The sequence below is a fragment of the Desulfovibrio sp. genome, assembly GCF_034006445.1.
GTDB lineage: Bacteria > Desulfobacterota > Desulfovibrionia > Desulfovibrionales > Desulfovibrionaceae > Desulfovibrio.
This window is the reverse complement of the sequence record NZ_JAVESS010000001.1, coordinates 1-25759: the sequence shown is the minus strand read 5'-3', so window position 1 is coordinate 25759 and position 25759 is coordinate 1. Positions and strand designations below refer to the sequence as shown.

24 protein-coding genes, 1 pseudogene and 1 riboswitch are annotated in these 25759 nt (G+C 61.6%); of the genes and pseudogenes, 11 read left to right on the top strand and 14 right to left on the bottom strand.

Annotated features, from left to right (window positions below; genetic code table 11):
• Positions 1 to 82: 82 nt before the first annotated feature.
• From RBR41_RS00125 to mgtE, 4 genes are all read right to left on the bottom strand, one after another.
• Positions 83 to 514 (bottom strand): DUF1634 domain-containing protein, encoded by a 432-nt coding sequence (locus tag RBR41_RS00125; RefSeq protein WP_320350015.1) that lies wholly within the window; start codon positions 512 to 514, stop codon positions 83 to 85.
• Positions 515 to 549: 35 nt separating this feature from the next.
• Positions 550 to 1710: a sulfite exporter TauE/SafE family protein gene (locus tag RBR41_RS00120; protein WP_320350014.1), complete on the bottom strand. Its 1161-nt coding sequence runs from the start codon at positions 1708 to 1710 to the stop codon at positions 550 to 552.
• Between the two features lie 318 nt (positions 1711 to 2028).
• On the bottom strand, positions 2029 to 2715 hold the full coding sequence (locus tag RBR41_RS00115; RefSeq protein ID WP_320350012.1) for a response regulator transcription factor: 687 nt from the start codon (positions 2713 to 2715) through the stop codon (positions 2029 to 2031).
• A gap of 238 nt (positions 2716 to 2953) precedes the next feature.
• Positions 2954 to 4597 carry a magnesium transporter gene (gene mgtE, locus RBR41_RS00110; protein WP_320350011.1) on the bottom strand — a complete coding sequence of 548 codons (1644 nt, stop codon included), beginning with the start codon at positions 4595 to 4597 and terminating at the stop codon, positions 2954 to 2956.
• A gap of 259 nt (positions 4598 to 4856) precedes the next feature.
• Between mgtE and nadC the strand changes: the two genes are divergently transcribed.
• The 10 genes from nadC to hypE all read left to right on the top strand — a co-directional run bounded on the left by nadC (position 4857) and on the right by hypE (position 16558).
• Positions 4857 to 5729 (top strand): carboxylating nicotinate-nucleotide diphosphorylase, encoded by an 873-nt coding sequence (gene nadC, locus RBR41_RS00105; RefSeq protein ID WP_320350009.1) that lies wholly within the window; start codon positions 4857 to 4859, stop codon positions 5727 to 5729.
• A gap of 41 nt (positions 5730 to 5770) precedes the next feature.
• Positions 5771 to 6817, top strand: a complete 1047-nt coding sequence (nadA, locus tag RBR41_RS00100; protein ID WP_320350008.1) for a quinolinate synthase NadA — start codon at positions 5771 to 5773, stop codon at positions 6815 to 6817.
• Between the two features lie 10 nt (positions 6818 to 6827).
• Positions 6828 to 8471, top strand: a complete 1644-nt coding sequence (gene nadB / locus RBR41_RS00095; protein WP_320350007.1) for an L-aspartate oxidase — start codon at positions 6828 to 6830, stop codon at positions 8469 to 8471.
• A gap of 78 nt (positions 8472 to 8549) precedes the next feature.
• Complete coding sequence (locus RBR41_RS00090) at positions 8550 to 10097, top strand: hypothetical protein (RefSeq protein ID WP_320350005.1); 1548 nt, start codon at positions 8550 to 8552, stop codon at positions 10095 to 10097.
• 178 nt (positions 10098 to 10275) lie between these two features.
• Positions 10276 to 10548: a hypothetical protein gene (locus RBR41_RS00085; protein ID WP_320350004.1), complete on the top strand. Its 273-nt coding sequence runs from the start codon at positions 10276 to 10278 to the stop codon at positions 10546 to 10548.
• Between the two features lie 18 nt (positions 10549 to 10566).
• The gene (locus RBR41_RS00080) at positions 10567 to 11754 is read left to right on the top strand and encodes an alanine--glyoxylate aminotransferase family protein (RefSeq protein WP_320350001.1); all 1188 of its coding nucleotides are present in this window, start codon (positions 10567 to 10569) and stop codon (positions 11752 to 11754) included.
• 686 nt (positions 11755 to 12440) lie between these two features.
• Positions 12441 to 12764 (top strand): DUF1844 domain-containing protein, encoded by a 324-nt coding sequence (locus RBR41_RS00075; protein ID WP_320350000.1) that lies wholly within the window; start codon positions 12441 to 12443, stop codon positions 12762 to 12764.
• 281 nt (positions 12765 to 13045) lie between these two features.
• Positions 13046 to 14101 (top strand): N-acetyl-gamma-glutamyl-phosphate reductase, encoded by a 1056-nt coding sequence (argC, locus tag RBR41_RS00070; protein ID WP_320349999.1) that lies wholly within the window; start codon positions 13046 to 13048, stop codon positions 14099 to 14101.
• 361 nt (positions 14102 to 14462) lie between these two features.
• Positions 14463 to 15554 (top strand): hydrogenase formation protein HypD, encoded by a 1092-nt coding sequence (gene hypD, locus RBR41_RS00065; protein WP_320349997.1) that lies wholly within the window; start codon positions 14463 to 14465, stop codon positions 15552 to 15554.
• The gene (gene hypE, locus RBR41_RS00060) at positions 15554 to 16558 is read left to right on the top strand and encodes a hydrogenase expression/formation protein HypE (protein ID WP_320349995.1); all 1005 of its coding nucleotides are present in this window, start codon (positions 15554 to 15556) and stop codon (positions 16556 to 16558) included. Before hypD ends, hypE begins: the two co-directional genes overlap by 1 nt.
• 404 nt (positions 16559 to 16962) lie before the next feature.
• Here hypE and cobI read toward each other — a convergent pair whose 3' ends face one another.
• The 6 genes from cobI to RBR41_RS00030 form a co-directional block, all read right to left on the bottom strand.
• Positions 16963 to 17676, bottom strand: a complete 714-nt coding sequence (cobI, locus tag RBR41_RS00055; RefSeq protein ID WP_320349993.1) for a precorrin-2 C(20)-methyltransferase — start codon at positions 17674 to 17676, stop codon at positions 16963 to 16965.
• A 66-nt stretch (positions 17677 to 17742) separates the two neighbouring features.
• On the bottom strand, positions 17743 to 18552 hold the full coding sequence (locus RBR41_RS00050) for a helical backbone metal receptor (protein WP_320350809.1): 810 nt from the start codon (positions 18550 to 18552) through the stop codon (positions 17743 to 17745).
• Between the two features lie 79 nt (positions 18553 to 18631).
• The gene (locus RBR41_RS00045; protein ID WP_320349992.1) at positions 18632 to 19594 is read right to left on the bottom strand and encodes an ABC transporter ATP-binding protein; all 963 of its coding nucleotides are present in this window, start codon (positions 19592 to 19594) and stop codon (positions 18632 to 18634) included.
• The gene (locus RBR41_RS00040) at positions 19591 to 20685 is read right to left on the bottom strand and encodes an iron ABC transporter permease (RefSeq protein WP_320349991.1); all 1095 of its coding nucleotides are present in this window, start codon (positions 20683 to 20685) and stop codon (positions 19591 to 19593) included. The genes RBR41_RS00045 and RBR41_RS00040 overlap by 4 nt, the downstream gene beginning before the upstream one ends.
• A 173-nt stretch (positions 20686 to 20858) precedes the next feature.
• A riboswitch (cobalamin riboswitch) is annotated at positions 20859 to 21038 on the bottom strand.
• A gap of 164 nt (positions 21039 to 21202) precedes the next feature.
• Positions 21203 to 21961, bottom strand: a complete 759-nt coding sequence (locus tag RBR41_RS00035) for a polyphenol oxidase family protein (protein ID WP_320349990.1) — start codon at positions 21959 to 21961, stop codon at positions 21203 to 21205.
• A complete protein-coding gene (locus RBR41_RS00030) occupies positions 21952 to 22626 on the bottom strand; it encodes a 5-formyltetrahydrofolate cyclo-ligase (RefSeq protein WP_320349989.1) in 675 nt (224 codons plus the stop codon). Before RBR41_RS00030 ends, RBR41_RS00035 begins: the two co-directional genes overlap by 10 nt.
• A 72-nt stretch (positions 22627 to 22698) precedes the next feature.
• Here RBR41_RS00030 and RBR41_RS00025 point away from each other — a divergent pair, with 72 nt between their 5' ends.
• Positions 22699 to 23391: a metallophosphoesterase family protein gene (locus RBR41_RS00025; protein ID WP_320349988.1), complete on the top strand. Its 693-nt coding sequence runs from the start codon at positions 22699 to 22701 to the stop codon at positions 23389 to 23391.
• Positions 23392 to 23604: 213 nt separating this feature from the next.
• On the opposite strand, the gene RBR41_RS00020 is transcribed toward RBR41_RS00025, so the two are convergent.
• From RBR41_RS00020 to RBR41_RS00005, 4 genes and pseudogenes are all read right to left on the bottom strand, one after another.
• Positions 23605 to 24405, bottom strand: a complete 801-nt coding sequence (locus RBR41_RS00020) for an NAD(P)H-hydrate dehydratase (protein ID WP_320349987.1) — start codon at positions 24403 to 24405, stop codon at positions 23605 to 23607.
• A 74-nt stretch (positions 24406 to 24479) separates the two neighbouring features.
• Positions 24480 to 25124, bottom strand: a complete 645-nt coding sequence (locus tag RBR41_RS00015) for a DUF3343 domain-containing protein (protein WP_320349986.1) — start codon at positions 25122 to 25124, stop codon at positions 24480 to 24482.
• 70 nt (positions 25125 to 25194) lie between these two features.
• Positions 25195 to 25413, bottom strand: a complete 219-nt coding sequence (locus RBR41_RS00010) for a sulfurtransferase TusA family protein (RefSeq protein WP_320349984.1) — start codon at positions 25411 to 25413, stop codon at positions 25195 to 25197.
• Positions 25413 to 25759: pseudogene (locus tag RBR41_RS00005) on the bottom strand (YedE-related selenium metabolism membrane protein); the annotation flags it as partial. The gene RBR41_RS00010 and the pseudogene RBR41_RS00005, both read right to left, overlap by 1 nt.

Below are 25759 nucleotides of genomic sequence, written 5' to 3'. Positions count from 1 at the left end.
AGTGAAGCAAGTCCGCCAAAACCGAATAAATCAGCGTTTCCTTAAGCCGTGCGTTTTTGCCGCGCAGACCTTGGCGGGCAGGCTAGTGCGCCCCTGCCACCAACACGCCGGACGCAGCCAGGCTCAGAACCAGCACTTCCGCAATGGCAATGCACATCATGAGCCACTGCTTACGCTGGGCCAGGCTCCAGGCAAGCTGCAAAAAGCAGAAAATCGTCAGGGCCGCAAGAAAGGCAATGCCCAGGAAGTTGCATATATCCCCCTTGCCCACGAGCGCAAGCCAGCCCCAACCCTGGGGAATGTTCCCCGCAGCACGGTAGGCGGCGGCGCTGTGCGTCCAAAGTCGCGGCATTTCATCAAGGGGAATCTGCGGTTCAAGCACGCCGAACACATAGAGGGCGTACGTGATCAGCATGGTCACAAAGCCAATGAGCGAACCGTAAAACAGCGTATCGGCGTAACGCAGCTGCGCCGGTGATGCCTTGATGTTGTTTTTTACATCCACAGTATTCATACTATCCTCCCAAAAAGTCCAGTCCGGGCGTGGAACTACCAGCCCAAGCCCTTCATGAGGGCTTTGACGCCGGAGAAAAGAAGCACAAAAATCACCATGTAGCGGATGAACTTTGGCTTGGCCACGGCAAGCAGGCGCACACCGACCACGGAACCCAGCATGAGGCCCACGATGGAGGGAATCGCCATAAGGGGAATAACGCAGCCCTGATTGAGATACACCCAGGCGGCGGAGGTGTCTGTGATGGAAAGAAGGAACTTGGATGTGCCCACGCTCACCTTGAGCGGCGCGCCCATGAGCAGGTTCAGCACAGGCACGTTGGCCCACCCGGCTCCAAGGCCGAACATGCCCGCCATGATGCCGATGACGATAAAGAGCAGAAGACCCGCCAGCGTGCGGTGGGTTTTCCATTCCACCACTTCGCCTGTGCTGGGTTCAAGAAAAACGCCGTCCATTCCCAGGGCCAGACCAATGGCGTCCTGCTTGTTCACCACGGGGCGCACGGAGTTTTTGGAAAGCAGCAGAAGCACGGCAATGGCCAGAATGGTGCCGCCAAGGCATGTCTGGATGACATTGGTGGGCAAAGCCAGACCCAGCATGGCCCCAACGATGGCGCAGGCTGAAGCAATCAGCGCCACGGGCAGGGCAAGACGCAGGTTGGCGAAATTGCGGCGCAGCAGACCGGGACCGGCTGCCAGTGCGCCCGCCAGGGCGACCAGCAGGCCCGCTCCGCGCACGAAGTCGAGATGAAAGGGAAAGAAGCCGCTGACCAGCGGCACAAAGAGCACGCCGCCGCCAACGCCGGCCATGACGGCGATGATGCCGAGAATAAAGCAGAAGCCCAGCAGGGCAAGGGGCCAGAACCACCAGGGGTGATTATCGATGGGGGTCATGTCAACCGGTTGCGCAGGAGTCTGCTCCAGAGCCTGGCCGGAATCCTGCACTGTGGACGACGCCACCAGAAGGGCCGATCCATCCACAAAAGTGGCGGTCGCGGCGGGAGCGGCAGTCACGGCGCCAACGGAACCGGAAGTGGGAGCCGAACTCTGCGCCACGGGCCGGGTCTGATCCCCGTTCTGGGCCAGGGCCGCCAGGGGCGCGGCTAATAACAGAAAAAGCATGACGGGCAACAGCACGAGCTTTGCCGCATAGTCCCTTGCGCCTCTTTTGAAGCATTCACGAAAAACACAGGCCATTGTCTCCCCCTTGCGCCCTTGACCGACGCATTTGTTTTTTCGGTTAGGGCAAGACTAGGATGAGGGACGGGCGCGCACCATCGGGAGAATCCTGATTTGTGAAAGAAAGTTCTAAGGATTTTCCCCAGGCGAAAACCATCCTCCTGCTGGCGCGGGCGCATAGGGCCCAGGAACTCTCGCGTAAACGGCAAAATGGAGGGGGGGCGGCCCGGCCCCATGGCCCGGCTCATGGCTGGTTCATGGCCCGGCTCATGCCCCGGCTCATGCCCCGACTCATGGCTGGTTCATGGCCCGGCTCAGCGGCGGCAATGGAGACGATCAGACCTTGAGCAGACCGTGGCGGATGGCGATCTTGACCAGATCCCCCACGGACCCGGCCTGAAGTTTGGTGAGCAGGTTGTACTTGTGGGTTTCAACCGTTTTCGGGCTGATGTGCAGATCACCGGCAATGGCCTTGACGCTCCAGCCGTCTGCCAGAAGGCGGAATATTTCTTTTTCGCGGGGTGAAAGCGCGTTCAGGTCGCTGCCCCCTTCGCCGCCCGTTTCGTCGACGGCCTGTCGGCGCGCGCGCAGCAGAGCCGCCAGTCGCCCCCCAGGATCGGAAAAACTCAAAAAGATGTTGCCCTGGCGCACGCTTTCGATGGCGCGCAACAGCACCCCCGGCGGTTCGGACTTACGCACGTGGCCCATGATGCCGATGTCTATAAGTTCCGGCAGCCAGCGCTGATCCTCATGCCCCGTGTAGACAAGAATGCGCGTGCCGGGGCGTACCTCAAGCACGGCGCGCCCTGTTTCAACGCCGTTCATGCCGGGCATGCCGAGATCCAGCACCATCAGGTGCGGCGACATGGAGGCGGCCAGGGCCACTGCCTCCCCCCCGGTAAGCGCCATGCCCACAACCCGCAGATGGGCGTAGGGCGCAAGCAGGCTCCGCACGCCCTCCATCAGCAGTTTGTGGTCATCCACCAGCAGGATGCGGCAGATTTCGCTTTGCGTCTGTGTCATATGCCTGTCCGGGCGCTCCCGACGGCCCATGCCAGCCTGCCCTCTTGGGGTCGGCGGCCTGAAACGGGAGGTTCAGGGTATGCAGAGCCTGACCAGAGTACCCTTGAAATGCTGCACATTTCAATCGTCGTTCAGCCCAAAAACACGATTTTCGGCTGAACCCACGCCCCGTTGCGGCGCGGCGCGCTGCGCTCTTGTGCAGCCTTGGGCATGTCCCCTTTATCAAGGATAAAATGCTTTATAAGAGAAAAAGCGACGCCAGCCCGAGAAAAATAAAAAAGCCCGCTCCGTCCGTAATTGTGGTGAGAAAAATACTGGACGCGTGCGCCGGATCACGCCCAAGGGCACGAAAAATAAGCGGTATGGAACCGCCGGAAACAGCGCCAAGCAGCATGTCGCACATAAGCGCGCCGCCCATGACAGCGCCAATGGCGGCCACGCCCGTGAACATCCACGCGCCCACAAAGGCTGTAAAAGCCATGACAATACCGGTCACAATGCCGATTTTGCCTTCGCGCACAACGGCCATCCAGGCTTTTTTCTGGTCAAAGCGGTCTGTGGCCAACTGGCGGATCATGACGGCCAGGGCCTGCTGCCCCGTATTGCCCGCCTGATTGGCCACCATGGGCATGAGCACGGCCAGCACCGCCATTTCGGCTATGCTGCCTTCAAACATGTACACCACCGAAGCCGAGAGGGCCGAGTTGAACATGTTCACAAACAGCCAGGGCAGGCGTTTTCGCACACTCTCTTTCCAGGGCGTGTCCACGCTTTCTTCCGGGTCGGCGCCCACCATGCCCAGCATGTCGGCGCTGGCCTCTTCATGCATGATGTCCATGATGTCGTCATAGGTGATGACGCCCATGATGTGCCCGTCATTATCCACAACGGGCATGGCCATGAAGTTGTAGTGCGAAAGCAGGCTGGCCACCTCGCGCCTGTCCGTGTCAAATGTGACGCTGATGACGCTCTGCCCGGCCGCCGCGTCGCCCACAATGGTGCCGGGGCGGGCCAGCATGAGGTCACGCAGGGACAGCACGCCCACGAGCACCTCGTGCGAATCCACCACATAGCCGTAATAGGGGCTTTCTTTTTCGGCCATTTCAGAACGGATATGGGCTATGGCCTCATCCACGGTCTGGTTGCATTCCAGCAGGATGAGCTCGGTATTCATGGCCCCGCCCGCGGAATCCGGGTCAAAATTGAGCAGGCTGCGCAATTCGTCGGAGTCTTCGCGGGTCAGCTTTTCCAGCAGGGCGTCGCGGTGGTCCTCGTCCAGTTCGTCCAGCACGTCGGCGGCGTCGTCCGGGGACATTTCGGCAATAATCTGGGCGGCAACGTCTGTGTCCAGATTTTCCAGCACGTCAACGGCCACATTGCCGTCAAGTTCGGCCAGGGCGTCGGCGGCATCTTCCTTGGACATGCTGGCAAGCGTGCTCACCTGCTTTTCAAGGCTGAGATTTTCCAGATGATCGGCCATGTCGGCCGGGTGGATAAACTCCTGCTCCGCATAATCGGAGTCGTAGGCGTCATCGCTGAAAGAGGCGTTTCCGGCGGATTCGTCCTGCGTTGAGGCGTGCTCAGGGGCCGTCGCAGCGACGTCGGCGCTGGCAGCGATCCCGGCGTTGGCAAGGTTTTTCGCGCGGTTTTCAGTACGGCTTTTCGCGCGGTCGGCATCCGTATTCACGGCTGCGGCGCTGCCACTGTCGCCGGGCTCGGGATTTGCGGGCGCGGAGCTTGCGGGCGCGGAGCTTGAGAGCGTGTCCGGCTGCAGGCCCTTCTGCAGGTCTGGCTGCGAAGCCGCAGCCTGGACTCCACAGGCGTCACCCTGTCCAATGCCCTCCTGGGCCCTGATGTGTTGTGTATCTTTGTAGTCTGCCATGGCGCGCCTTTCATCCAAAAAAAATACGTCCCGAAGGAGCAATAATGCCGGAAAATGCGCCTCACAGAGGGAATGGCGCATATGTGAAAATGCTCTCGAGGTTCACGCGGCTTGACGCGACGCACTGGGCATTCTATCTACTTCAAAACACCCGCACATCGGCGCATTCCGCCGTGTGAGGGCCAACACGCCGCGCGTGGCGTCTGGCCACATCGGGCGCCCTCTCAATTAGCATGCGTAAGAAATGGGGACAAGCGCAATGTATACGCCCTGGGCCGCTTTTTTTTCACCTGAAGGACAGCGGCTTCTCCAACAATGTATAGACCTCGCCCTGGAAGAAGACGGCCCCGAACTGACCGCCATGGGCCTTTTTGCCCCCGACGCGTATCTGAACGCAGCCATACGCGCCAAACAGGACACCCTGGTGGTGGGTCTACCCGTCATCGGCCCGGTGTTCCGCAGTCTGGGCTCACCCTTCAGATGGCAGGCGCTGGCCGCCGAGGCAGCCTCTGTGCCAGCCATGACCGTGGTGGCCCGCATCTCGGCCCCTGCCGTGGCCATGCTCAAGGCCGAGCGCGTCATCCTCAACTTTATAACCCATCTTTCTGGCATAGCCAACCTTACGGCCCGCTACGTGCGCGAGCTTGAAGGCACGGGCGTGCGCCTGCTCGACACCCGCAAGACCACTCCCGGCATGCGCTGGCCTGAAAAATACGCCGTCCAGGCGGGCGGAGCCTGCAATCACCGCAAAAACCTTGCGGAGATGCTCATGCTCAAGGACAACCATATTGACGCCGCAGGCTCCATCACGGCGGCAGTGGCCACCCTGCGCGCCCGCTACACTCCCTGTCCGCCCATCGAGGTTGAGTGCCGCACCCTTGAACATGTGCGCGAAGCCATAGCGGCGCGCGCCGACCGCATTATGATGGACAATATGGAAGGCCCGCTCCTGAGCGAGGCCCTGGCCCTGGTCCCGGCGGCTATTGAAACCGAGGTGAGCGGCGGCGTTCGCCTTGAAAATATCCGCGCGCTCGCTCTTACAGCCCCCCGCAGGCCAGACTTCATCTCCGTGGGGCGGCTTACCCACTCCGCAGTGGCGGCGGACTTCAGCATGACGCTGCTGCCGGCCTGAGGCCGCTCAGGGCCGCATCTTTTCAGCGCAGGAAAAAGAACATGCAAAATATCAGTGCCGAAATTCAGGCTATCAAGCGACAATTGGGCGACAAACTCTGCATCATGGGCCACCACTACCAGAATGACGCCGTGGTGCAGCACTGCGACATCACGGGCGATTCGCTGGAGCTGGCCCGGCGTGTGCCCCAGATTGACGCGGATTTTATCGTTTTTTGCGGTGTTTATTTTATGGGCGAATCCGCCGCGCTCCTGGCCAAGCCGGGGCAGTCCGTCTATCTGCCCAGCCTGGACGCGGACTGCCTCATGTCGCAAATGACGCCCGCCCCTCTGGCCCGCAAGGTTCTGGAGCAACTCCACGCGGCCGGACGCAAGATCATTCCCCTGGCCTACGTCAACACAGACCTGGCCCTCAAGGCCGTTGTGGGCGAGTACGGCGGCGCGGTCTGCACTTCGGCCAACGCGGGCGTCATGCTGCAATGGGCCATGAAACAGGGAGACGGCGTACTCTTTCTGCCCGACAGACATCTGGGCAACAATACGGCCACGGCCCTTGGCATACCGCCGCAAGACCGCCATGTGCTGCGCATCGGTTCCAAGGGGCTGGTCGAGCCGGAAACACAGGCCCTGGACAGAAAACTCCTGCTCTGGCCGGGCTGCTGCGCCATCCACGCCCGCTTTGACCCTGACGATGTGCGCGAAATGCGCGCCGCTTACCCCGGCTGTCGCGTCATTGCGCATCCCGAATGCCGCGAAGAGGTCATCGCTGTCTGCGACGGCGCGGGTTCCACATCCTTTCTCATCAAGGACGCGGCCCGCGTGGCTGCCGAAGCGCCTGGCTCCACCCTTATCGTGGGCACAGAGAACAACCTTGTTCACCGCCTGGCCGACCGTTTTGAGGGCCAGTGCCGCATTATTCCCCTTGGTCACGCCATTTGCGGCAACATGGCCAAGGTGACGGAAAAGAAGCTTTGGAATATACTGACTGAAATTGTTTCACAAAAAGCCACCCCTCTGGAGATTGAGGCGCAACTTTGCCCCCCCGCCCGTCTTTCATTAACCCGCATGCTTGAAGCTTGCGGCCTGTGAGGTTTGCCCAGTGAATGCCAGTCGCCGTCATGTGCCCGTATTGATCATCGGTTCGGGCATTGCCGGATGCACCGCCGCCCTTACCCTGGCCGACGCCGGTTATGAAGTGCTTCTCATCAATGCCGGAGCCCAACTGGCCGACGGCAATTCCGAACTGGCGCAAGGGGGTATCATCTACCGCGCCGATGCCCCTGCGGACGCAGATGCCGACACCGCCAGCAGCCCTGTCAAACAAAAGGCCGGGCTTCAGGGCGATGCCCTGGCCCTGGAACAAGACATCCTGATCGCAGGCCATAATTACAACTATGAAAAAGCCGTGCGCTTTTTGTGCAGCCAGGGTCCCGCATGCGTCGACAGCGTGCTCATTGAGCGCTCCAAGGTTCCCTTTGACCGCAATGACGACGGCAGCTTCAACCTCACGCGCGAAGGCGGGCACTCCGCCCCCCGCATCCTGCACTGCCGCGACTATTCCGGCCGCGCCATGATGGACGGCCTGACGGCCCAGGTCATGGCGCATCCCCGCATCACCCGGCTGCACCGCCGCGCCGCCATCGACCTTCTGACAAGTCACCACCACGCCAAAAAATCGCAACTGCGCTACGAGGTCGATAACCGCTGCCTGGGAGCCTATGTGCTCAACGAGGACAGCGGCGAGCCCGAAACCATCCTGGCCGACTGGACAGTGCTTGCCACAGGCGGCGTGGGGCAGGTTTTTTTGCATTCCACCAACGCGGCCGGTTGCGTGGGCACGGGCGTGTCCATGGCTTTTCGCGCCGGCGTGTCGCTGGCCAATCTGGAATTCATGCAGTTTCACCCCACTGCCCTGTATGAAGAGCGCAGCACCCGCCGCTCCCTCATCACCGAGGCCATGCGCGGCGAAGGCGCGCGCCTGCTCAATCACAAAGGGCAGCCCTTCATGAAAGACTACGATCCACGCGCGGATCTCGCCCCGCGTGACGTGGTGTCGCAAGCCATGATGGACGAAATGCTGCACAACGGCGCGCCCTGCCTCTTTCTGGACGTAAGCGGCGTGCAGCAGGATTTGCCCACGCGCTTTCCCACCGTGTTCCAGAAATGCCTTGAAGCGGGCATCGACATCCGCCGCGAACCCATCCCCGTGGTGCCAGCCGCCCACTATTTCTGCGGCGGCGTCCTCACGGATATACGCGGACGCACGTCCATGCGCGGCCTTTACGCCATTGGCGAATGCGCCTGCACGGGCCTGCACGGGGCCAACCGCCTTGCCAGCACGTCCCTGCTTGAGGCCCTTGTGTGGGGCGTCAGTTGCGGCAATGACCTGTCCCGCCGCCTGAACAGCGAGAGCGGCCTTTCCAAAAGTCTCGCCGCCTCCATCCCCGACTGGCTGCATGAAGGCGACGAGCGGCGCGACGACCCGGCCCTGGTGGCGCAGGACTGGGCCAATATCCGCAACACCATGTGGAACTACGTGGGCATTTCGCGCACTGAAGCCCGCCTGCGCCGGGCTTTTGAAGACATGCGCGACCTTGTGCGCCATATACATGACTTTTACAAGCATACACGCATTTCCCGCCGTCTGGTGGACCTTTTTCACGGTTCGCAGACGGCCTACGCCATCACCCAGGCAGCCATGCGCAACCCCACAAGCCTGGGTTGCCATCAACGGGTGGACTGACAAAAAACCCGCAAAAAGTCGCCAGGGCTGGCGCGGCTTAACCGTCCGCCAGCCATCACATAAAGGAAAACCCTCCTCATGAAAAAACTGCTGAAGACATTGATCATACTGACCATTCTGGTCGCTGGCGGCCTGACCGCTCTGGGGTTCGGGCTGCGCTCCACCATACAGGAGCAGGTTCTCAATGGGCTCAGCAACCTGTCCCGCAGTCCCCAGGGCAAGCCCTATGCCGCTTCGGTCGATCAGGTGGAATTCTCGCCCTTTACGCGCGAAATTTTCATCCGTGGGCTGGCGTTGCGTGGCGAGCAGGCCAACGGGCCGGAAACCTGGCTTGCCTCTGAAATCTCTTTTCGGCTGCCCCTGCGCATGCTGCTGGCCCTCACGCCCCTGCGGATCATGATCCTTAAAGGTAATGAGCCTATGGACATTGCTGAAAATGTGGTGGTGCGCAATATCGCCATGACCACACCCTACAGCCGCGTCCTGGTGCAACGTGAGGAGATGGACGTCATCCGCGCCACGCCCTTTGTCATCGGTCAGGCCCTTGAAGGGCACGAGCCCATCGACATGATCACCGCCACCTACGAGATGGGGGCGGACACTACCAGCGCCCACTTTGTCAGCGCGGACATCATCGACGCCAACGGCTCCGTCAGGGTGAGTTTCAAGGAAATGCGCATGTCCGGCTGGAAGGGACGCTCCATAGCAAGCCTTGCCATTGATAATATGGAAGTCCGTATAGGCGGGGCGCAGACCATGGCCGTCGGCCGCATGCTTCAGGAAGGAATAGCCCTGCCTGAAGAGGACATGATGCGCCAGCTTGTGTCCCTCAGTGAAAATCCTGAAGCAGAGCAAACCCAGGAGCAGCTGATCCCGCTCATGGAAACCATGCTTAATTATGATCCGCCCCTGCTGCGCAAATTTCAGGCCACCGACATGACCTTTGCCGTGGATACAAGCTCCGTGCAGGTCAAGGAAACCCAGTTTGAATGGTTCTCAAACGCGCCCACGCACACCAAAAGCACCATCGTCGGCCTTACCGCTTCTTCCGGTCTGCTTCACACGGTGCTGGGCATGACCCTGCCCCCCCTGAACATGGATATGGTCTTTGAATCCCGCACCACGGGCACTGTCAGCCATAAAACAGCCGACGTACGCATGCCGGGTCTGGGTCAGGTTGCCTGCTCGCTGAACATGAACGACAAACCCGGCCCCCGCATGGCCGAGGAACTTTTCACCCAGAGCTTCAGTGATTTCACGCTGAGCTACAAGGATGACGGCGCTCTCGCATGGACGGGGCTGAACCTTTTTCCGAACGTGCCGCAGGCAGCGGCCACCATTCAAGCCCTCGCCGCTTTGCCCAGCATCAGGGACACCCCGCAGAACGCGGTCATACGCCAAAACCTGCAAGCCTTTGCCGCCAGACCCGGCAGCCTTGACATCAAGACCACTCCCGGGCGCACGGTGCTTGTGCTTGACCTCATTGCCGTGCTGGACAATCCCGGCATGCTGTTTACCATATCAGGCAGCCCCGGGGATCATGCCCTGGTGGAGCAGATGGAAACGCTGCGCCTGACGTTTGAGGCCATACGGGCCATGAACGCGCAGCAGCAACAGCAGCAATAATAAAGGTTTTGCGTAACGAGGCTCCCGGTTACACGGCAAAACAGCTGGGCAGGCGCTCCGGACGCGCTCTGCGTCCGGCTGGCGACATGGCTGACAACCCGGCTGGTCAGGTGGCGGCTACCACACTGGCGACCTGGCTGCGACCTGACTGCGACCCGGCTGCGACCCGGCAGTCCCCGTGCTGGCAACCTGCCAGGCAATCCGGCAGGCTACGGGCAGCAACCATACTGGCGGCCTGGCCAGCGGTCATGCCGACGGCCTGGCCAGCAACCCGGCAAGCCCACCGAAAAACACGGCGGGCCGCCTTGCGCATACGCCGCAAAGGCTTGACGCCGGAGGCTCGCGGGCGCAAACTGCTGACCTGCAATACTTCATGCTGTCGCACTCCGACGGACGGAACGGCAACCGTATATCTACGGCGCAACAGGAACACGCATCATACGGCGCGTAAACCACGAGGAACAGCCACATGCTCAACAAGTTTCGCCTGCTCACCCCCGGCCCCACGCCTCTGCCGGAGCGCGTGCGCCTTGTTCTGGCCAGGGATATGATCCACCACCGCAAGGGTGAATTCAAAGAAATCATGGCGCAGGTGCAGGTCGGCCTCAAGACGCTTTTCGGCACCACCAGCACGGTGCTGCCCCTGTCCTGTTCCGGCACGGGAGCCATGACGGCCGCCGTGTACAACCTTTTTGCCCCCGGCCAGAAGGTTCTGGTGGTCGAAGGCGGCAAATTTGGTCAGCGCTGGCGCGAAATCGCCATTTCGCACGGCCTTGAGGTACAATCCATCATCGTGCCCTGGGGCGAGGTGGTCACGGCTGAGGCCGTGCAAGCCGCCCTTAACGCCGATCCGTCCATTGCAGGCGTGCTCATACAGCTTTCCGAAACGTCCACGGGCGTTTTGCACCCGGTGGAAGAAGTGGCCCGCATCACGCGCGACAGCCAGGCCCTGCTGCTGGTGGACGGCATCTCTGCGGTGGGCCTTTCCCCCTGCCCCATGGATGAATGGGGCGTGGACTGCCTGCTCACGGGTTCGCAAAAAGGCCTCATGCTGCCACCCGGCCTGGCCCTGCTTGCCCTGTCCGAGCGGGCCTGGGCCTGCGCTGAAAAGCTGACTCCGGGCTGCTTTTACTTCAATCTGATAAAAGAGCGGGAATACGTCCACAAAGGGCAGACCCTCTTTACCTCGCCCGTGGGGCTTATCCTTGGGCTCAAGGAAAGCCTGGACATGCTGCTGGAAAACGGCCTCAAGGCCCTGTACGCCAAGCAGTGGGCGCTGACCATGCTGACCCGCGCCAGCCTTACGGCCATGGGTCTGGAACTTTTTGCCAAGGAACACTTTGCCTGGGGCATTACCAGCGTGCTGCTGCCCGACGGCGTCGACGGCGTCGAGGTTCTGCGCATGGCGCAGGAAAAGCACGGCGTGTCCATGGCTGGCGGGCAGGATCACTTCAAGGGGCGTATGGCCCGCGTCGGGCATATGGGCTGGGTGGACTGGGCCGATGTGGTGGCGGGAATTTATGCCCTCAACGACTGCCTGTGCGCCGTGGGCGGGTACTGCGGCTCGCGCGACTATCTGGAACAGGGGCTGGCCGCATACAGGGCCGCGCTGGCGGGAGAACCGGGCGAGCCCTTGTCCCTGGTGTACAACAGCTAGACAGTGTCGTCACGAGCGCCTTTTCAGGCATCTCTCCGTCGAACTTCGCCTTTTATTCCGGTCGAGTACCATCAGAGTACGCTCCATACATAAAAGGCTTGTTCTCCTTGATATGACTGAAAATTCATCTCGTGCCTACACTGTCTAGGGAACGCTGATTTATTTCCCTTGGCGGACTTGCTTCACTTTTTTTGAAACAGGAGTGGACTTTTCCGTCCCCGACTGTTTCAAAAAAAGATCGCGCCTTGCCAAAGGAAATACCAGCGCGTTTCCAGAAGGCTTTTTATTCAGTGCCTCCCCAGGGCAGATTACCTTTGAAATGCTTCATATTTCAAAGGTTTCATTCAGCCAAAAAATGCGATTTTCGGCTGAAACCACGCCACATTGTGGCGCGCTGCACATTCGTGCAGCGTTAGAGCATTTACCTTTTTTCAAAGTTAAAATGCTCTGGAACAGATTACCCTTGAGAATGCGCATTCTCAGATGTATGTACAGGTATAGAAGGTGCGGTACGCCGTGAGGCGCTGTCAGCGCGGAAACCCGCGTCATCGCCGCCACGGCGCGCGTACGCGCATGCCGCCAGAGCCGTTTCAAAGTGAAATCGCCCTGGAATTTGCCCCCAACCGAGTACCACGGCGCTACTTGCCGCGCCTGCCAAGCCGGGCGCAGCGCGCCACGAGGTCACCATGAGCCAGAAACCCTGTGGATGCTCATCCGGGCCCATGCCTGAAGTGACGTTTTCTACCTTTATTCTTTCGCTGGCCTCATCAGCGCTGGTGCACCTGGGTGAAGTTCCCAGCCCTGACACCGGAGCCACGGAGGTCGATCTGCCCCTGGCCAAGCACAGCATCGACGTGCTTGAGATGCTGCACGACAAAACGCAGAACAACCTTGACGACCAGGAACGAAAGCTGCTTGAAGGCATACTCTACGAGCTGCGCCTGAAATTTGTCATAAAGTGCGGGCCCAATTGCGAATGCCTGTCCGGCAAAGAGCGAAAGCCCGCGTAACGCCCGCTTGAGCGCCTTCCGGCGTTTGCGGTAGCGGTGCTATGACCACGGGGCGCGCCTGCCCAGTGCGGCTGGCGTTCTATGTACTTTTTCAGATGCCTTTGCGGCGTGTTATGGAAACGCTGATGTATTCCGTTTGACGGACTTGCTCCACTTTTTTTGAAACAGTCGAGGACGGAAGAGTCCACTCCTGCTTCAAAAAAAGATCGCGCCGTGTCAAACGAAACAACTGCGCGTTTCCAAAAGGCTCTTTAATCAGTGTTTTCTTATAAGGACTGGGCATGAAGACATTCAAAGCGGGTCTGGTGGGCATTACGGGATATGCGGGCATGGAACTGGCGCGGCTTCTGGCGAGCCATCCTTGCATGCGCCTCAGCATGGCCTGCTCACGGGCCGAGGCGGGCAAACGCCTGGGCGAATACTATCCTTTTCTGGAGCATATGCCCGGATCGGACATTGTCATAAGCGTTTTTGATGCGGAACTGGCCGCCAAAGAATGCGACGTGGTCTTTCTTGCCGTGCCTGCGGGCACAGCCATGGGCATGGCCGCGCCGCTGATCAAGGCCGGAACCAGGGTTGTGGATCTTTCGGCCGACTTTCGCCTGCGCGATCCCGAAATCTATACTGCCTGGTACAGGCAGGAACACACCCACAAGGACATCCTGCACAAGGCCGTGTACGGCCTGCCCGAACTGTATGCGGCCGAGATATCCCGCGCCAGCCTCATCGCCAACCCCGGTTGTTACCCGACCTCGGTGATTCTGGGCCTGTACGCGGCAATCAAGAACGGCCTTGTGCATACAGACGACATTGTGGTGGACGCCAAATCCGGCGCCACGGGCGCAGGGCGCAAAGCCGCCGTCGGCACGCTTTTTTGCGAGGTGTCGGACAATTTCCGCGCCTATGGCCTGCCCACCCACAGGCATACCCCGGAAATCGAGCAGGAAGTTTCCCTGCTGGCCGGGCATGAGGTGCGCCTCTCATTCAATACCCACATCCTGCCGCTCAACAGGGGCATTTTGTCCACCATCTATACGAAGCTGAAAGACCCTGCCACCACGCTGGCTCAGGTGCGCGAGGCCTTCATGAGCACCTGGGCGCACAGCCCCTGGATACGCGTGCTGCCCAAGGGCTCACTGCCAGAAACCCGCTTTGTGCGCGGCAGCATGTTCTGCGACCTTGGTCTTGTGGTAGACCCGCGTACGGGCAGGCTCACCATTTTGTCGGCCATCGACAATCTGTGCCGTGGCGCTTCGGGGCAGGCCCTGGCCAACGCCAACCTCATGTGCGGCCTGCCCGTGGGCACCGGCCTCGACATGCTGGCTCCCCTGGCCTGAGGCAGGTGCAGGTACAGGGATTTTTTGCACTCCGGCAGGGAGACAGGTTGTACGCCAGACGGATTCCGCACTCTGTCACACCGCAGTAAGCCTTATGCGGCTGACAGAGGCGACGGCTCGTCTTGCGCAACGGCTTCTCCCTGCCGGAAAACACGAATTTCAATGTCATGCGTTTCCCTAACGTAGCACTGCTTAAAGAGCCTCCTGGAAACGCGCAGTTATTTCGTCTGGCAAGGCGCGAACTTTTTTTGAAGCAAAAGTGGACTCTTCCGTCCTCGACTGTTTCAAAAAAAGTTGAGCTACGCCGCCAAACGGAATACATCAGCGTTTCCCTAACGTACACAGCCACCAAGGGTTCATCATGCAACTGGAACAAGCCTTTCAGGATCCCCAGCTCTGCCGCGGCCTGCTGGACCGCCTCAACCGTGCGTTGGACGGGCGCTCCATGCGCTTTATGGAAGTGTGCGGCACCCATACGGTATCCATTTTTCAGAGCGGCCTGCGCTCTCTGCTCCCCGACACGGTGGCCCATCTTTCCGGGCCGGGCTGTCCCGTCTGTGTCACGCATGACGCTGAAGTGGCCGCCTTTCTTGATCTGGCTGAGCGCGACAGGGTCATTATCGCCACTTTTGGGGATCTTTTGCGCGTTCCCGGCCCCGGCGGACGCAGCCTCAAGCACGCACAGGCCCAGGGCGCGCGCGTGGAGATCATCTATTCACCCCTGGACGCCCTGACCCTGGCGGAGCAAAACCCCGGCGACACCGTGGTTTTTCTGGGCATAGGCTTTGAGACCACGGCCCCCACCGTGGCCGCCACCCTGCTGACGGCCCGCCAGCGCAAGCTTGAAAATTTCTGCGTACTTTCCCTGCACAAACTGGTTCCCCCGGCGCTGCGCGCCCTGCTGGACGACAGCCAGTGCGCTGTGGAGGCTTTTTTGCTGCCGGGGCACGTGTCCACCATCCTTGGGCTGGAGCCTTACGCCTTTCTTGCGGATAAATACCGTGTGCCCGGTGTGGTGGGCGGCTTTCAACCCGCCGACATCCTTCTTGCCCTGTGCATGATGGCCGAACAGATACGCGACAATGCCCCGGCCGTGGTCAATGCCTATCCCCGGGCTGTGGGCAATGAGGGCAATCCTCGCGCCCGCGCGCTGCTGGATCAGTTTTTCACCCCTGCGGACGCCCTGTGGCGCGGCATTGGCAGCATTCCGATGAGCGGCCTCACCCTGCGGCCGGAATACCAGGATCTGGACGCCATGGTGCGCCTTGATCTCAAACTGCCCGATGTGCCTCCCCTGCCCGGCTGTCGTTGCGGGGACGTGCTCAAGGGCCGCATGGCGCCGCCGGACTGTCCCCTGTTTGGCAAAAAGTGTACCCCTGCCACGCCCGTGGGGCCGTGCATGGTGTCGACCGAGGGCAGCTGCGCCGCCTACTTCAAATATTCGGAGAGATAATGGAAGACTGTCTTCTTCTGGATGCGGGCAGCGGTGGCCGCGCCTCGCAGCGTCTTGTGTCCCAGTGCTTTTTCCGCCACTTCGCCAATCCTTTGCTGGAGCGCATGGATGACGCGGCCCTGCTGACCGACATTCGCGGCCCTCTGGCCATGAGCACAGACTCCTACACCGTGACGCCCCTGTTTTTTCCCGGCGGCAGCATCGGCAGCCTGGCCGTGCACGGCACCGTCAATGACGTGGCCATGCTGGGCGCTCGCCCCCGCTACCTCAGTTGCGCCTTCATCCTTGAAGAAGGCCTTGCGCTGGAAACGCTCGAGCGCGTCACCGCCGACATGGCGGCTGCGGCCCGCGAAGCCGGGGTGCTCATCGTCACTGGTGACACCAAGGTTGTCCCCAGGGGGGCCTGCGACAAAATATTTATCAATACCACTGGCATAGGCGAAGTTTTCGCCAATCCTGCCCCGTCAGGACACAGCGCGCGCCCCGGTGACGCGGTGCTGGTGAGCGGAGCCATGGGCGATCACGGCCTCACGGTGATGGGCAGCCGCGAAGGGCTGTCGTTTCTGACGGACGTGGCTTCGGATTCCGCACCCCTCAACCACATGATCGCGGACATTTTCGAAGCCGCCGGTGAAGTGCATGTGCTGCGCGATCCCACGCGCGGCGGTCTTGCCACCACGCTGAACGAGATTGCCGAACAGTCGCAAATGGGCATTCTTCTGGACGAAACGGCCATTCCCGTGCACGAGGCCGTGCGGAACGGCTGTTCGTTTTTGGGGCTGGACCCCCTGTATCTGGCCAATGAGGGCAAATGCATCTGCATCGTGCCCGAGGACAGGGCCGATGCCGCGCTTGAGGCCATGCGCCGCTCGCCCTATGGCAAGGAGGCTGCGCGCGTGGGCACGGTCACGGAGGGCAAGGCGCAGGTGAGCCTGCAAACCCGCATCGGCGGCCGCCGCCTGCTGGGCATGCTTGAAGGGGCGCAATTGCCGCGCATTTGCTGATGGCGAGGATCCCCGCGCTTTATGCGCACTATCTATGCCGCTCACGGATGATGCGCATTCGGCTGCGCCGCTCATAATGCCGTGTGCGCAAACCAGCCACAGACACAACGACAAAAGCCAGCAGTTCCCGATCATAGGGGAATTGCTGGCTTTCGTTTTATATGATGCTGTTTCGCCCAAGGGAACGCGCAGTTATTTCGTTTGGCAAGGCGCGAGCTTTTTTTGAAGCAGGAGTGGACTCTTCCGTCCTCGACTGTTTCAAAAAAAGTGAAGCAACGTCGCCAAGCGGAATAAATCAGCGTTCCCCTAGGGGGTGGGGGCGTGGGGGAGGATACCCTTTTTCAAAAGGGTCCCTCCCCCACAAAACACTTCCCACCCGCAAAGCATTTCAAAGTGAACTTGTTCTAGTCGTTGCTCACGGGTTTTCTGCTGATGATCAGCGACATATAGGGCGGGGTGCCTTGTTCCGGGTCCAGCCCGTGGCGCAGATTTTCGGCGGGCTGCTCCACATGGCTGGCCAGAATACAGGAGTCCAGCCTTCCTGTGGCGCGCAGGGCGTCCGCAATGGCCGGAAGGTTGCGGTACGCCTTGAGGATAACGGCGGTATCAGCCCCATCAAGGGCTTTTTCAAGCTCGTCGCGGCTGTTGATGCCGGGAATGATGCGCAGGGTTTCGCCGTTCTCGCACAAAATGACGCCCGCGCGCGCGGCTGCCGCCTGAATGGAGGTAATGCCGGGGATGATCTCAATGGGCAGGTGCGGCGCGCGCTCCCTGAGTGTCTGCATGAGATAGCCAAAGGTGCTGTAGACAAGGGGATCGCCAATGGTCAGAAAGGCCGCGTTTTCGCCGCCTTCCAGGACTTGCTGCGTTTTTTCGGCGGCCACGCGCCAGGCATCGCGCAGCACGGCGCGGTCCCGCGTCATGGGAAATTCCAGACGCAGCATGCGCGCGTCGGCCCGCAAGTGTGGCCGGGCGGTTTCCAGCGCGGCGGAATAGTCATTTTTGGGCGAAGCCGCCGCCAGAATCACGTCCACCTTGCCAAGGGCATTCACCGCCCGCAGCGTCAGCAGGTCCGAAGCGCCTGGCCCGACGCCCACGCCGTACAAAACTCCTGTCATGCTCAGCTCTCTTGTCCTGTGATCAGAATGTCAGGTTACGAAAAAATCAAGGGAAATAACGGAAAATCAGTGTGCCGCCCCGGGGTGCAAAAACCACCCCAGCTCTTCGGCGGCGTCCACAGAGCGCGGCCCTGGGCGGGCAAAAAGCTCTTCGTCCACCGTGAGCACCCTGCCCTCGCGCACAGCGCGCAGATCCTTGTAATGCAGGCGCTGATCCAGGGGCTGGGGATCGGGGTTCATAGGGCCGCTCTGGATGATGTACACATCCGGGTCAGCAGCCAGCAGGGCTTCTTCATTGAAGCGCACCAGCTTTTTTTCGTCCGTGACCACATTCCGTCCGCCAGCGCGGGATATGATGTTGTCCACAATGCCGCCCTGCCCCGCCGCCAGCAGATTGGGGTACCGCACCTCATAAAAAACACGAATTGGCTTCTGATCCTTGTAGCGGGCCTCAAGGTCAGCGAGCCGCGCATGCCACGCGCCTGTCAGCCCGGCGGCTTCAGCCTCGCGTCCGGTGAGCTGGCCGAGCTTTTGCAGCACGCCAAACATCTGCTCAAAGGAATTCATTTCAAAAACAAGCACGTTCAGGCCAAGGGCACGCAAGGCCTCGGTCTGCAACAGCGCTTCGTTGCGCCCGGCAAGCTGGATGACAAGGTCGGGCGACTGCTGCACGATAAGTTCGGCATTGGGGCGCATATGGGTGCCTATGGCGGGCAGATGCTCCAGACCGGGGATATTTGCGTCAGCCACGGTGCGGGCCGCGAGACTGTCGCCAGCGCCCAGCGCCAGCAAAAGCTCGTTAAAGGCTCCGTAGAGGGCTATGATGCGCTTTGCCGGAGCGTCCAGACGCACCTCATGCCCCGTGTCGTCACGCACGCTGACCGGGACAAAGGCGGATGTGGAGGGGGACGCCGACGCAGTGGCAGTAACGGCCGGGGTGGGTTGTTGCGCCGATTCAGCGGCCAGCGTCTCGGTTGGCGAAACCAGCGACAGCGCCAAAGCTGGCGGCAGGGCCAAAACCAGGGCCAGCGCCAGCGTCGGCAGAGCATGGGTCGGCAGGACACGGGTCGCCTGGGCATGGGTCGGCAGGGCATGCGACAAAGCCGTCATGACTGCGGGGGCCATGCGCCCGCGCCAGCAGCGCCTGAGGCAGGCCCCAAAGCGGGTGCGGCAAAACGCCGATAGGGATATCATAAAGGGCACTGAGCTTCTCCTCGGTAAAAACCGCATCCACCGGGCCGTCAAAAACAAGCCTTCCGGCCTTGAGGCCCAACAGCCTCGTGGCATAGATGGCCGCCAGGTTACAGTCGTGCACGGCCATGAGCACGCAGGCCCCGGCAGCGCGACGGCGTTCCAGCAAATCAAAAAGTCCGGCCATGCGGGCCATGTCCAGCCCTGAGGCCAGTTCGTCCAGCAGCAGGAGCGGGCTTTCCTGCGCCAGGGCGCGGGCCAGCAGCACTCTTTGCAGCTCGCCGCCCGACAGTTCCGCAAGGCGACGCGGAGCCAGCGCTGCAGCGCCGCAGGCTTCCAGGGCCTCGTCCACCGCCGCGTAATCCCTGCTGCCATAACAGCCCAACCACGAAAGGTGCGGATACCGCCCAAGCAGGGCCATCTGCCGCGCCGTAAGCTCACGCGGGTACTCGCCGCCCTGCGGCACCACAGCCGCCAGCCGCGCTCGCTGGCGCGGCTTCATGGCCGCCAGCGACCTGCCCTGAAGAAAAATCTCCCCTTCCTGCGCGTGCAGCACGCCGGAAAGGCTGCGTAACAACGTGGTCTTGCCGCTGCCGTTGGGGCCAAGCAGGGCCAGACATTCACCGCCACGCGCCGCAAAACTCACGCCCTGCAATACTGGCCGCTCCCTGTAACCGGAGCGCAGGTTGCGCACCTCAAGCATGGGCGGGGTCGCGCTCTGCTTCATGGACGCCTCCGCACCAGCAGGGCAAAAAATGGCCCGCCAAGAAGCGCGGTGACCACGCCCACGGGCAGTTCCTGTCCGCCGTCCAGCACACTGCGGGCCAGCACGTCGGCCCAGACCAGCAGCACGCCGCCGCCAAAAAACGCTCCGGCCAGCAGGGGGCCGTGACCGCAGCCCAGCACAAGGCGCAGCACATGTGGCACCACCAGCCCCACAAAGCCGATGACCCCGGCCACCGCCACGCAACCCGCCGTCATGCAGCTTGCCCCGGCCAGCAGCCAAAGCCGCGCGCGACCCACATTCAGCCCAAGCTGGGCGGCCTGTTCGTCGCCCATGGTCAGAACGTCCAGCGCGCGCCAGCCCAAGGCCACAGCGATCAGGCCAGGCACGAACGTTGCCAGCAGCAGGGGCAGACTGTCCCAGCCGCGCCCCTGAAATGATCCCATAATCCAGAAAACAATGCTGGTTACGGATTCTTCATTAAGCGCCTTGATCAATGCCACCAGCGCCCCCAGAAAGGCCGCCACGGCAATGCCAGCAAGTATGACGCTCTCACGCCTGAAGCCGCCGTCGCCCCTGCCAAGCCACAAGGCTCCGGCCAGGGCCAGCAGCGCGCCCGCCAGAGCCGCCGGAGCCACCAGGGCCGCAGGTCCTGGCAGGGAAATGTGCATTGCCGCCAAAAGGCCGCTCAGCGCCCTGCCCGCAACGCCGCCAAGGGCGATGGCGATACTTGCCCCGCAGGCCGCGCCCGCCGAAATCCCCAGGGTAAAGGGGTCGGCAAGAGGGTTGCGCAAAACCCCCTGCAGGGCCACGCCCGCCACGGCCAAAGCGCCGCCGCACAGGGTAGCAAGGCACACGCGGGCAAGACGTATCTGCCCCACCACCAGCATGAGCGACGCATCCTGCGGCGGCTCAGCCAGCCCCAGCTGCGCCGCCAGAGCGTGAAAAACCTGACCCGCCGCCAGCGGAACCGGCCCGGGCAGGCAGGCCAACGGCAGGGAAACAAGCCACAGCGCGGCCAAGGCCGCGAACGCGGGCCACAGGCGCACGGATGACAACCCGGAGGGAGAAGAGGAATGTGATGTCGCGGTCATGCCCGCCCTTTGAAGGCCCAGCGTGGAGCGCGTGGGCATAAAAAAAGCCCCTTCCCGCATGAAGCAGCTGTTGCTTCATGAAGGAAGAGGCCCGTATTTCCTCAATCCTGCCGACAAAATCCCGTTGCCGTGGCGGCTCATGCCGCTGCCATGCCTCCTGTTTACCACGTGAAAGGCGGAGCATGGGGCAAGGCAGGTCTTCCGGCTTGGCTCCCTCTCACCGGCCTTCCCGTTTCCAGTGGCGCTGTGTGGTGCGAGGTTGGCGAGCCTTACGGCGGCGGGTCCGCTCCCGCATTTAACGGGATTCCCTTTTCAAGCCGGGCAACCCGGCTACCATTGCCGCGCCTACTGTAGGCGGGGGCGGCAAGCCTGTCAATGCCGTGATGGCGGGCCAGAACCACAGGGCAGGCGGCCCTGCGCCATGAGCGGCCCTGCGCCATGAGCGGCCTGCAGCCGGGCTGGCAGCCGTCTGAGCTGCAAAACATCCCGCCAGCCTACGCCGATGCCCGAACACCCTTCAGTTTTTCTGAATCCAGATGATGCTGGCCTGACGGCCCGAAGCCCTGGCGCAACGGTAGGAGAAAAACTGGTCGTTGTTGCTGGCAGTGCAGATATCCAGACCAAAGATATTACGTGCCGGAATACCCGCCTGCACAAGCTGATGGCGGGTCAATCCCCAAAGATCCATGGTGCGGCTTTCTTCGTCAAACCAGGGCACGAACTGCGGCCCCCATTCCTTGTCAAAATTGATGAATTCAGCCTTGCCGGGGCCAAGACTCGGCCCACGGACGGCAAAGACGTCCTGCGGCCTGATGTCGTAGCGCTCGCAAAAGCGCACAACGCCTGAAAGGGGAAAGTCGCAGCGGTTGCCGCGCCAGCCTGCGTGCATGGCCGCCACGTATCTGCCGCTTTTATGCGCCAGCAAAATGGGCTGGCAGTCCGCGGTCTTGATGAGCAGGCCCAGGCCGGGTTCGGCCGTGGCCATGCCGTCCCCCTCTTCCACCGCCACCGCGTCACAGGGCACAGGAGTCGGCTCAAAGGCCATGACATCGCCGTGCACCTGCTGCAGTTCCGCCCAGTGGCGCAAACCCCGGGATTGCAGGCCCGCCAGCAGGCTCTCACGGTTGGCCGCCACCAGGGCCGCGTCATCACCCACGCTGAAGGAAATATTGCCGCCGCCATACTCTCCACGGCACACGCCGCCGGGGCGGGTCTGAAAGGCGCATCGCACGGAATCCAGGCCGGGAAACACAAAAGGGATATAGCTTATAGGCACAACAGACGCTCTTCGGTGCATAGATGGTGAACCCGCTGATCCCAGGGGGCCAGGGGCAAGGGAGGGACAAGCTGAAAATCGAAACAGAAGCCCACGCGTGGGCACTCAAGCCCGGCCTGTAAAAACCGGTCATAATACCCACCGCCGTATCCAAGGCGGCCGCCTTCAAGATCAAAAGCCAGGCCGGGCAGCACCATCAGCGAGGGGGCAAACGCCGCGCCGCCCTCCGTGGAGTGAACCCTGCCCGCGCCAGCGGCCACGTCCTCAGGGCCAAAACCCGGCAGATCCGCTTCCGGCTCAACAAGGCCAAAAGGGCCGGGCCGCAGTTGCTCACGGCTGACGCAAGCCACGAAATCCATAAAGCCGGGTTGTCCGCGCCGGACGCGCGGCAGCCAGAGGGTGCGCCCTTCGCGCCATGCCGCTTCCAGCAGCAGGCCGGTGCCGAGTTCGTCCTTGATGCCCACGTAAAGCGCCACTGATGACGCCTGACGCCAGCAATCAGACTGAAGCAGTCTTTCTTGCGCCGCCACGGCCCGCTCACGGGCAAGGTGTTGGGACTGCTCACGGCGAAGCCTGGTCATGCGTTCGCGCAGAGCCTGTTTGCGGGCAGCCACCGCATCCAGCGGCAGCGGCCGCGCGGCTTGCACAGAGGGATTTTCACTCATGGCGGGCCTTTCCTTATGTACTGAAGTATGGCAGCATTATTGCAGCGTCAATATAACAAAGGACACGCCACCATGCCAAGCTCTACCGACCAGGATTACCTCTGGATCGCCGTTGGCGACATACATGACGAAACCGATCGTTTTGCCAAGATTCCCGAACTGAGCCAGGCCGACGGCATCATCGTCACCGGCGACCTCACGGTGACAGGCGGCGTCAAACAGGCAGAACAGGTCATGGACGTCCTGCGTAGCTATAATCCTATGATTCTCGCGCAGATAGGCAACATGGATCGCCCTGAAGTGGATCAGTGGCTCAGTGAAAAAGGCTGGAACCTGCACACTGTAACGCGCGAGCTTACGCCGGACACGGCCATCTTCGGGGTTGGCGCTTCCACCTTCACGCCCTTTGGCACGCCCAGCGAATATCCTGAATCAGCTTTCGCCGCATGGCTTGAAGCCTGCTGGCAGAAGGCCCGCGCCTATCCGCACAGAGTGCTTGTGTCGCACAACCCGCCCAAGGATACGGCCTGCGACGTCATACCCGGCGACGTGCATGTGGGTTCCACCGCGGTACGCGAATTTCTTGAAGAAGCCCAGCCGGACATCTGCCTGTGCGGGCACATTCACGAGGCACGGGCCGTAGACCGCGTGGGCCGCACCATTGTGGTCAATCCCGGCGCTCTGGCGCAAGGGGGCTATGTTCTTTTGCGCTATAATTCCGGCCAGTTGTCCGCTGAACTCAAGGTGCTGGAAGAAGAAGAATAGCGCCAATCCGGGATAAACGACGCTCCTGGCCGCACGCAGGCATTCGCCGTGGCGGCCTTTTTTTATTCTGGCGCAAGACCCGGCCGTGGCGGCCTTTATTTTATGGTGTCGCCAGCCCTGGAACAGATGGACTTTACACTGCTTCACATTCCAGCGTTTTCATTCCCCCGAAAAATACGATTTGCGGGAGCCGTCAGCGCGGCTGCCACAGCCTCAGTCCATTGCAAGAACAGCCTCGGCATGTTCCTGTAAAAATTGGGGCAGCCGGGCCAGCAATTGGGCCACCTGCGTGCCGGGGTCGGGCGCACAGTAGCGCGCCAGAAGCCGCGCCAGACGCGCTGCGGCGAGGCTGGCCCTGCACAGGGGAATCCCCCCGGCCAGCAGGGCCGTCACAAGGCCCGTCACAAGGTCGCCTGTACCGCCGATGCACTCCATGGCCGGTTCCGAGGGTTCCTCGATGGTCGCGGCAAGGCGTCCTTCGCAGACGATATGATCGGCGCGGCCCTTGATGATGAGGTTGGCCGGGCAGTTGCCGTGCGCCTGGGCGCGGGCCAGCAGACCGGGAATATCCTCTTCCTCGGCCAGCAAAAATCCTCTGGTATAAAAAGGGTGCGGCGCTTTTTCGTCAGCCAGAAAGGCCATTTCGCCCAGGTCGGGCGTGAAAAGGTCGTAGGCGTCGGCGTAACCGCTCATCTTGGCCACGTACATGAAGCCCGCATCGGCCACCAGCAGGGGTGGCGACGGCAAGGCCTGTATGGCCATGAGCACGCGGTTGTGCCAATCCACATCCGGGAAAAGATAGTGGAATGTCAGCCCGCTGGGGGCCAGCGTTGCCGCATGTTCCGTGAGCCACGCATAAAGGGCGCGGCTGCCCGCGCCGGAACCGATGTCACCGGCCAGCAGAAGGCGGGGCGGCTCAAAGCCCAATGCCTCGCAGGCCAGAAGGGCCGTGGCCGCCAGGGCCGCTGTGCCGCGCTGCACAGGCACGGCGCTCCCGTCCGGTAGATGCAGCATGCCGTCTCGCACAGACGACGGCGCCCGCGTTGCCGCCTCGCAAAATCCCATATCCTTATCCGGCAAGGTTCCCGTTATATACCACACGGATACTGCCTCCGCAATTCTTCATAGGCCTTTTGCAGGCTGTAGCAGCAGAGTGTCTGCCCGAGGCTCCGTGGCTCCGGCGCTTCATCCAGCCGCATGCCGCAGAGGCAATGCGCAAGCCAGGGCACATCCGGGCAACCGCCGCCGGAAATATTCACAATGCGGCCGTCGCGCGTGTCCAGGGTGATCTTCATATTGGCGGCGCGCACCATGAGCCAGTGATCCAGACGCTTGACCTGATACAGGGACACGGGCTCAAGCAGCACGTCATGGGCAGTGACGACATTTTCCGGACGGATGCCGGCATTATTGAGAACTTCCAGCACGGCAGTCTGGCTGACCAGTTCAAAAACCACCACCATGTCGCAACCAGTGCGCAATTGCGGCGGCGGCCCCTTGACCTCAACGGCAAGCCCGGCCTGACGGAGCAGGCCCTCGGCCTTGATGACCTCTCCCGTATGGGAAAAGACCAGCAGCCCCCTGTCGCTCAGCGCCTTGCCAGCGCCTGCCGAGCCGGGGGTTTTGTCCGGAACGGGCGGCTCTTTCTTGTCGCGCCATCCGCGCAGGAGGCTGCCCATCCTGTCCAGCAGCCCGCCGGAAGGCTTGTTGTTCGTATTCGGCATGTTGGCCATGTCTGTATCCTGCCGGGCGGGCGGCAAAGCCCGCCCGGCTGTTATTCGCATGAAAAACTGCGGATCTATGTCAGGACTTTGCTATTTCCAGCCGGGTGACGCCCTGCCCTTCGTCAGAACTCGTCACATTGAAGCCCCGGTTGCGGGCCGCGCGGCTGACGTTTTCAAGGCTGGCGTCATTGTCCACCAGCACGCTGAACGAGCTGGCGGCATCGCCCTTGAGGGCATTGAGAAAGAGCAGCACCGGCTGCGGGCAGGAAAGGCCACGGGTATCAATGAGTTCAGACATTACGCGCCTCGCTTGCAGTTGAAAAATCCGACGAACAGACAAATCCCAAGCCCGGCCAGGGTGGCGGCCATGCCGTGGGGGCCGATGCCCGCAGTGCTGGAGGCCATGCCGAAGTTGTGGGCCATGGCCGTGCCGACGATAAGACCCACGGCAAAGACGGCGGCGTCATTGTCGCCTTCTCCGGCCATGAACAACTGGCGACCAGGGCAGCCGCCCGCAAGAGCAAAGGCAAGCCCCGCCGTAACCATGCCCATAAAGTTCCAGAGGTCGTCGGGCTGGGCAACGGGCTGGTTTTCAAAGCCCCAATGGAAGGAGCCCAGGCTGAAATTCATGACCAGAGCCGCCG

Bases quoted from the DNA above. Each gene is read 5' to 3' on its own strand.
- RBR41_RS00010 (WP_320349984.1), bottom strand. From the start codon at position 25,413: ATGTCTGAACTCATTGATACCCGTGGCCTTTCCTGCCCGCAGCCGGTG.
- RBR41_RS00080 (WP_320350001.1), top strand. From the start codon at position 10,567: ATGCTCAACAAGTTTCGCCTGCTCACCCCCGGCCCCACGCCTCTGCCG.
- RBR41_RS00045 (WP_320349992.1), bottom strand. From the start codon at position 19,594: ATGAAGCAGAGCGCGACCCCGCCCATGCTTGAGGTGCGCAACCTGCGC.
- cobI (WP_320349993.1), bottom strand. From the start codon at position 17,676: ATGACAGGAGTTTTGTACGGCGTGGGCGTCGGGCCAGGCGCTTCGGAC.
- RBR41_RS00020 (WP_320349987.1), bottom strand. From the start codon at position 24,405: ATGCTGCATCTACCGGACGGGAGCGCCGTGCCTGTGCAGCGCGGCACA.
- nadA (WP_320350008.1), top strand. From the start codon at position 5,771: ATGCAAAATATCAGTGCCGAAATTCAGGCTATCAAGCGACAATTGGGC.
- nadC (WP_320350009.1), top strand. From the start codon at position 4,857: ATGTATACGCCCTGGGCCGCTTTTTTTTCACCTGAAGGACAGCGGCTT.
- RBR41_RS00115 (WP_320350012.1), bottom strand. From the start codon at position 2,715: ATGACACAGACGCAAAGCGAAATCTGCCGCATCCTGCTGGTGGATGAC.
- RBR41_RS00075 (WP_320350000.1), top strand. From the start codon at position 12,441: ATGAGCCAGAAACCCTGTGGATGCTCATCCGGGCCCATGCCTGAAGTG.
- hypE (WP_320349995.1), top strand. From the start codon at position 15,554: ATGGAAGACTGTCTTCTTCTGGATGCGGGCAGCGGTGGCCGCGCCTCG.
- RBR41_RS00040 (WP_320349991.1), bottom strand. From the start codon at position 20,685: ATGACCGCGACATCACATTCCTCTTCTCCCTCCGGGTTGTCATCCGTG.
- RBR41_RS00015 (WP_320349986.1), bottom strand. From the start codon at position 25,124: ATGGCCAACATGCCGAATACGAACAACAAGCCTTCCGGCGGGCTGCTG.
- RBR41_RS00125 (WP_320350015.1), bottom strand. From the start codon at position 514: ATGAATACTGTGGATGTAAAAAACAACATCAAGGCATCACCGGCGCAG.
- argC (WP_320349999.1), top strand. From the start codon at position 13,046: ATGAAGACATTCAAAGCGGGTCTGGTGGGCATTACGGGATATGCGGGC.
- hypD (WP_320349997.1), top strand. From the start codon at position 14,463: ATGCAACTGGAACAAGCCTTTCAGGATCCCCAGCTCTGCCGCGGCCTG.
- RBR41_RS00030 (WP_320349989.1), bottom strand. From the start codon at position 22,626: ATGAGTGAAAATCCCTCTGTGCAAGCCGCGCGGCCGCTGCCGCTGGAT.
- mgtE (WP_320350011.1), bottom strand. From the start codon at position 4,597: ATGGCAGACTACAAAGATACACAACACATCAGGGCCCAGGAGGGCATT.
- RBR41_RS00090 (WP_320350005.1), top strand. From the start codon at position 8,550: ATGAAAAAACTGCTGAAGACATTGATCATACTGACCATTCTGGTCGCT.
- RBR41_RS00120 (WP_320350014.1), bottom strand. From the start codon at position 1,710: ATGGCCTGTGTTTTTCGTGAATGCTTCAAAAGAGGCGCAAGGGACTAT.
- RBR41_RS00025 (WP_320349988.1), top strand. From the start codon at position 22,699: ATGCCAAGCTCTACCGACCAGGATTACCTCTGGATCGCCGTTGGCGAC.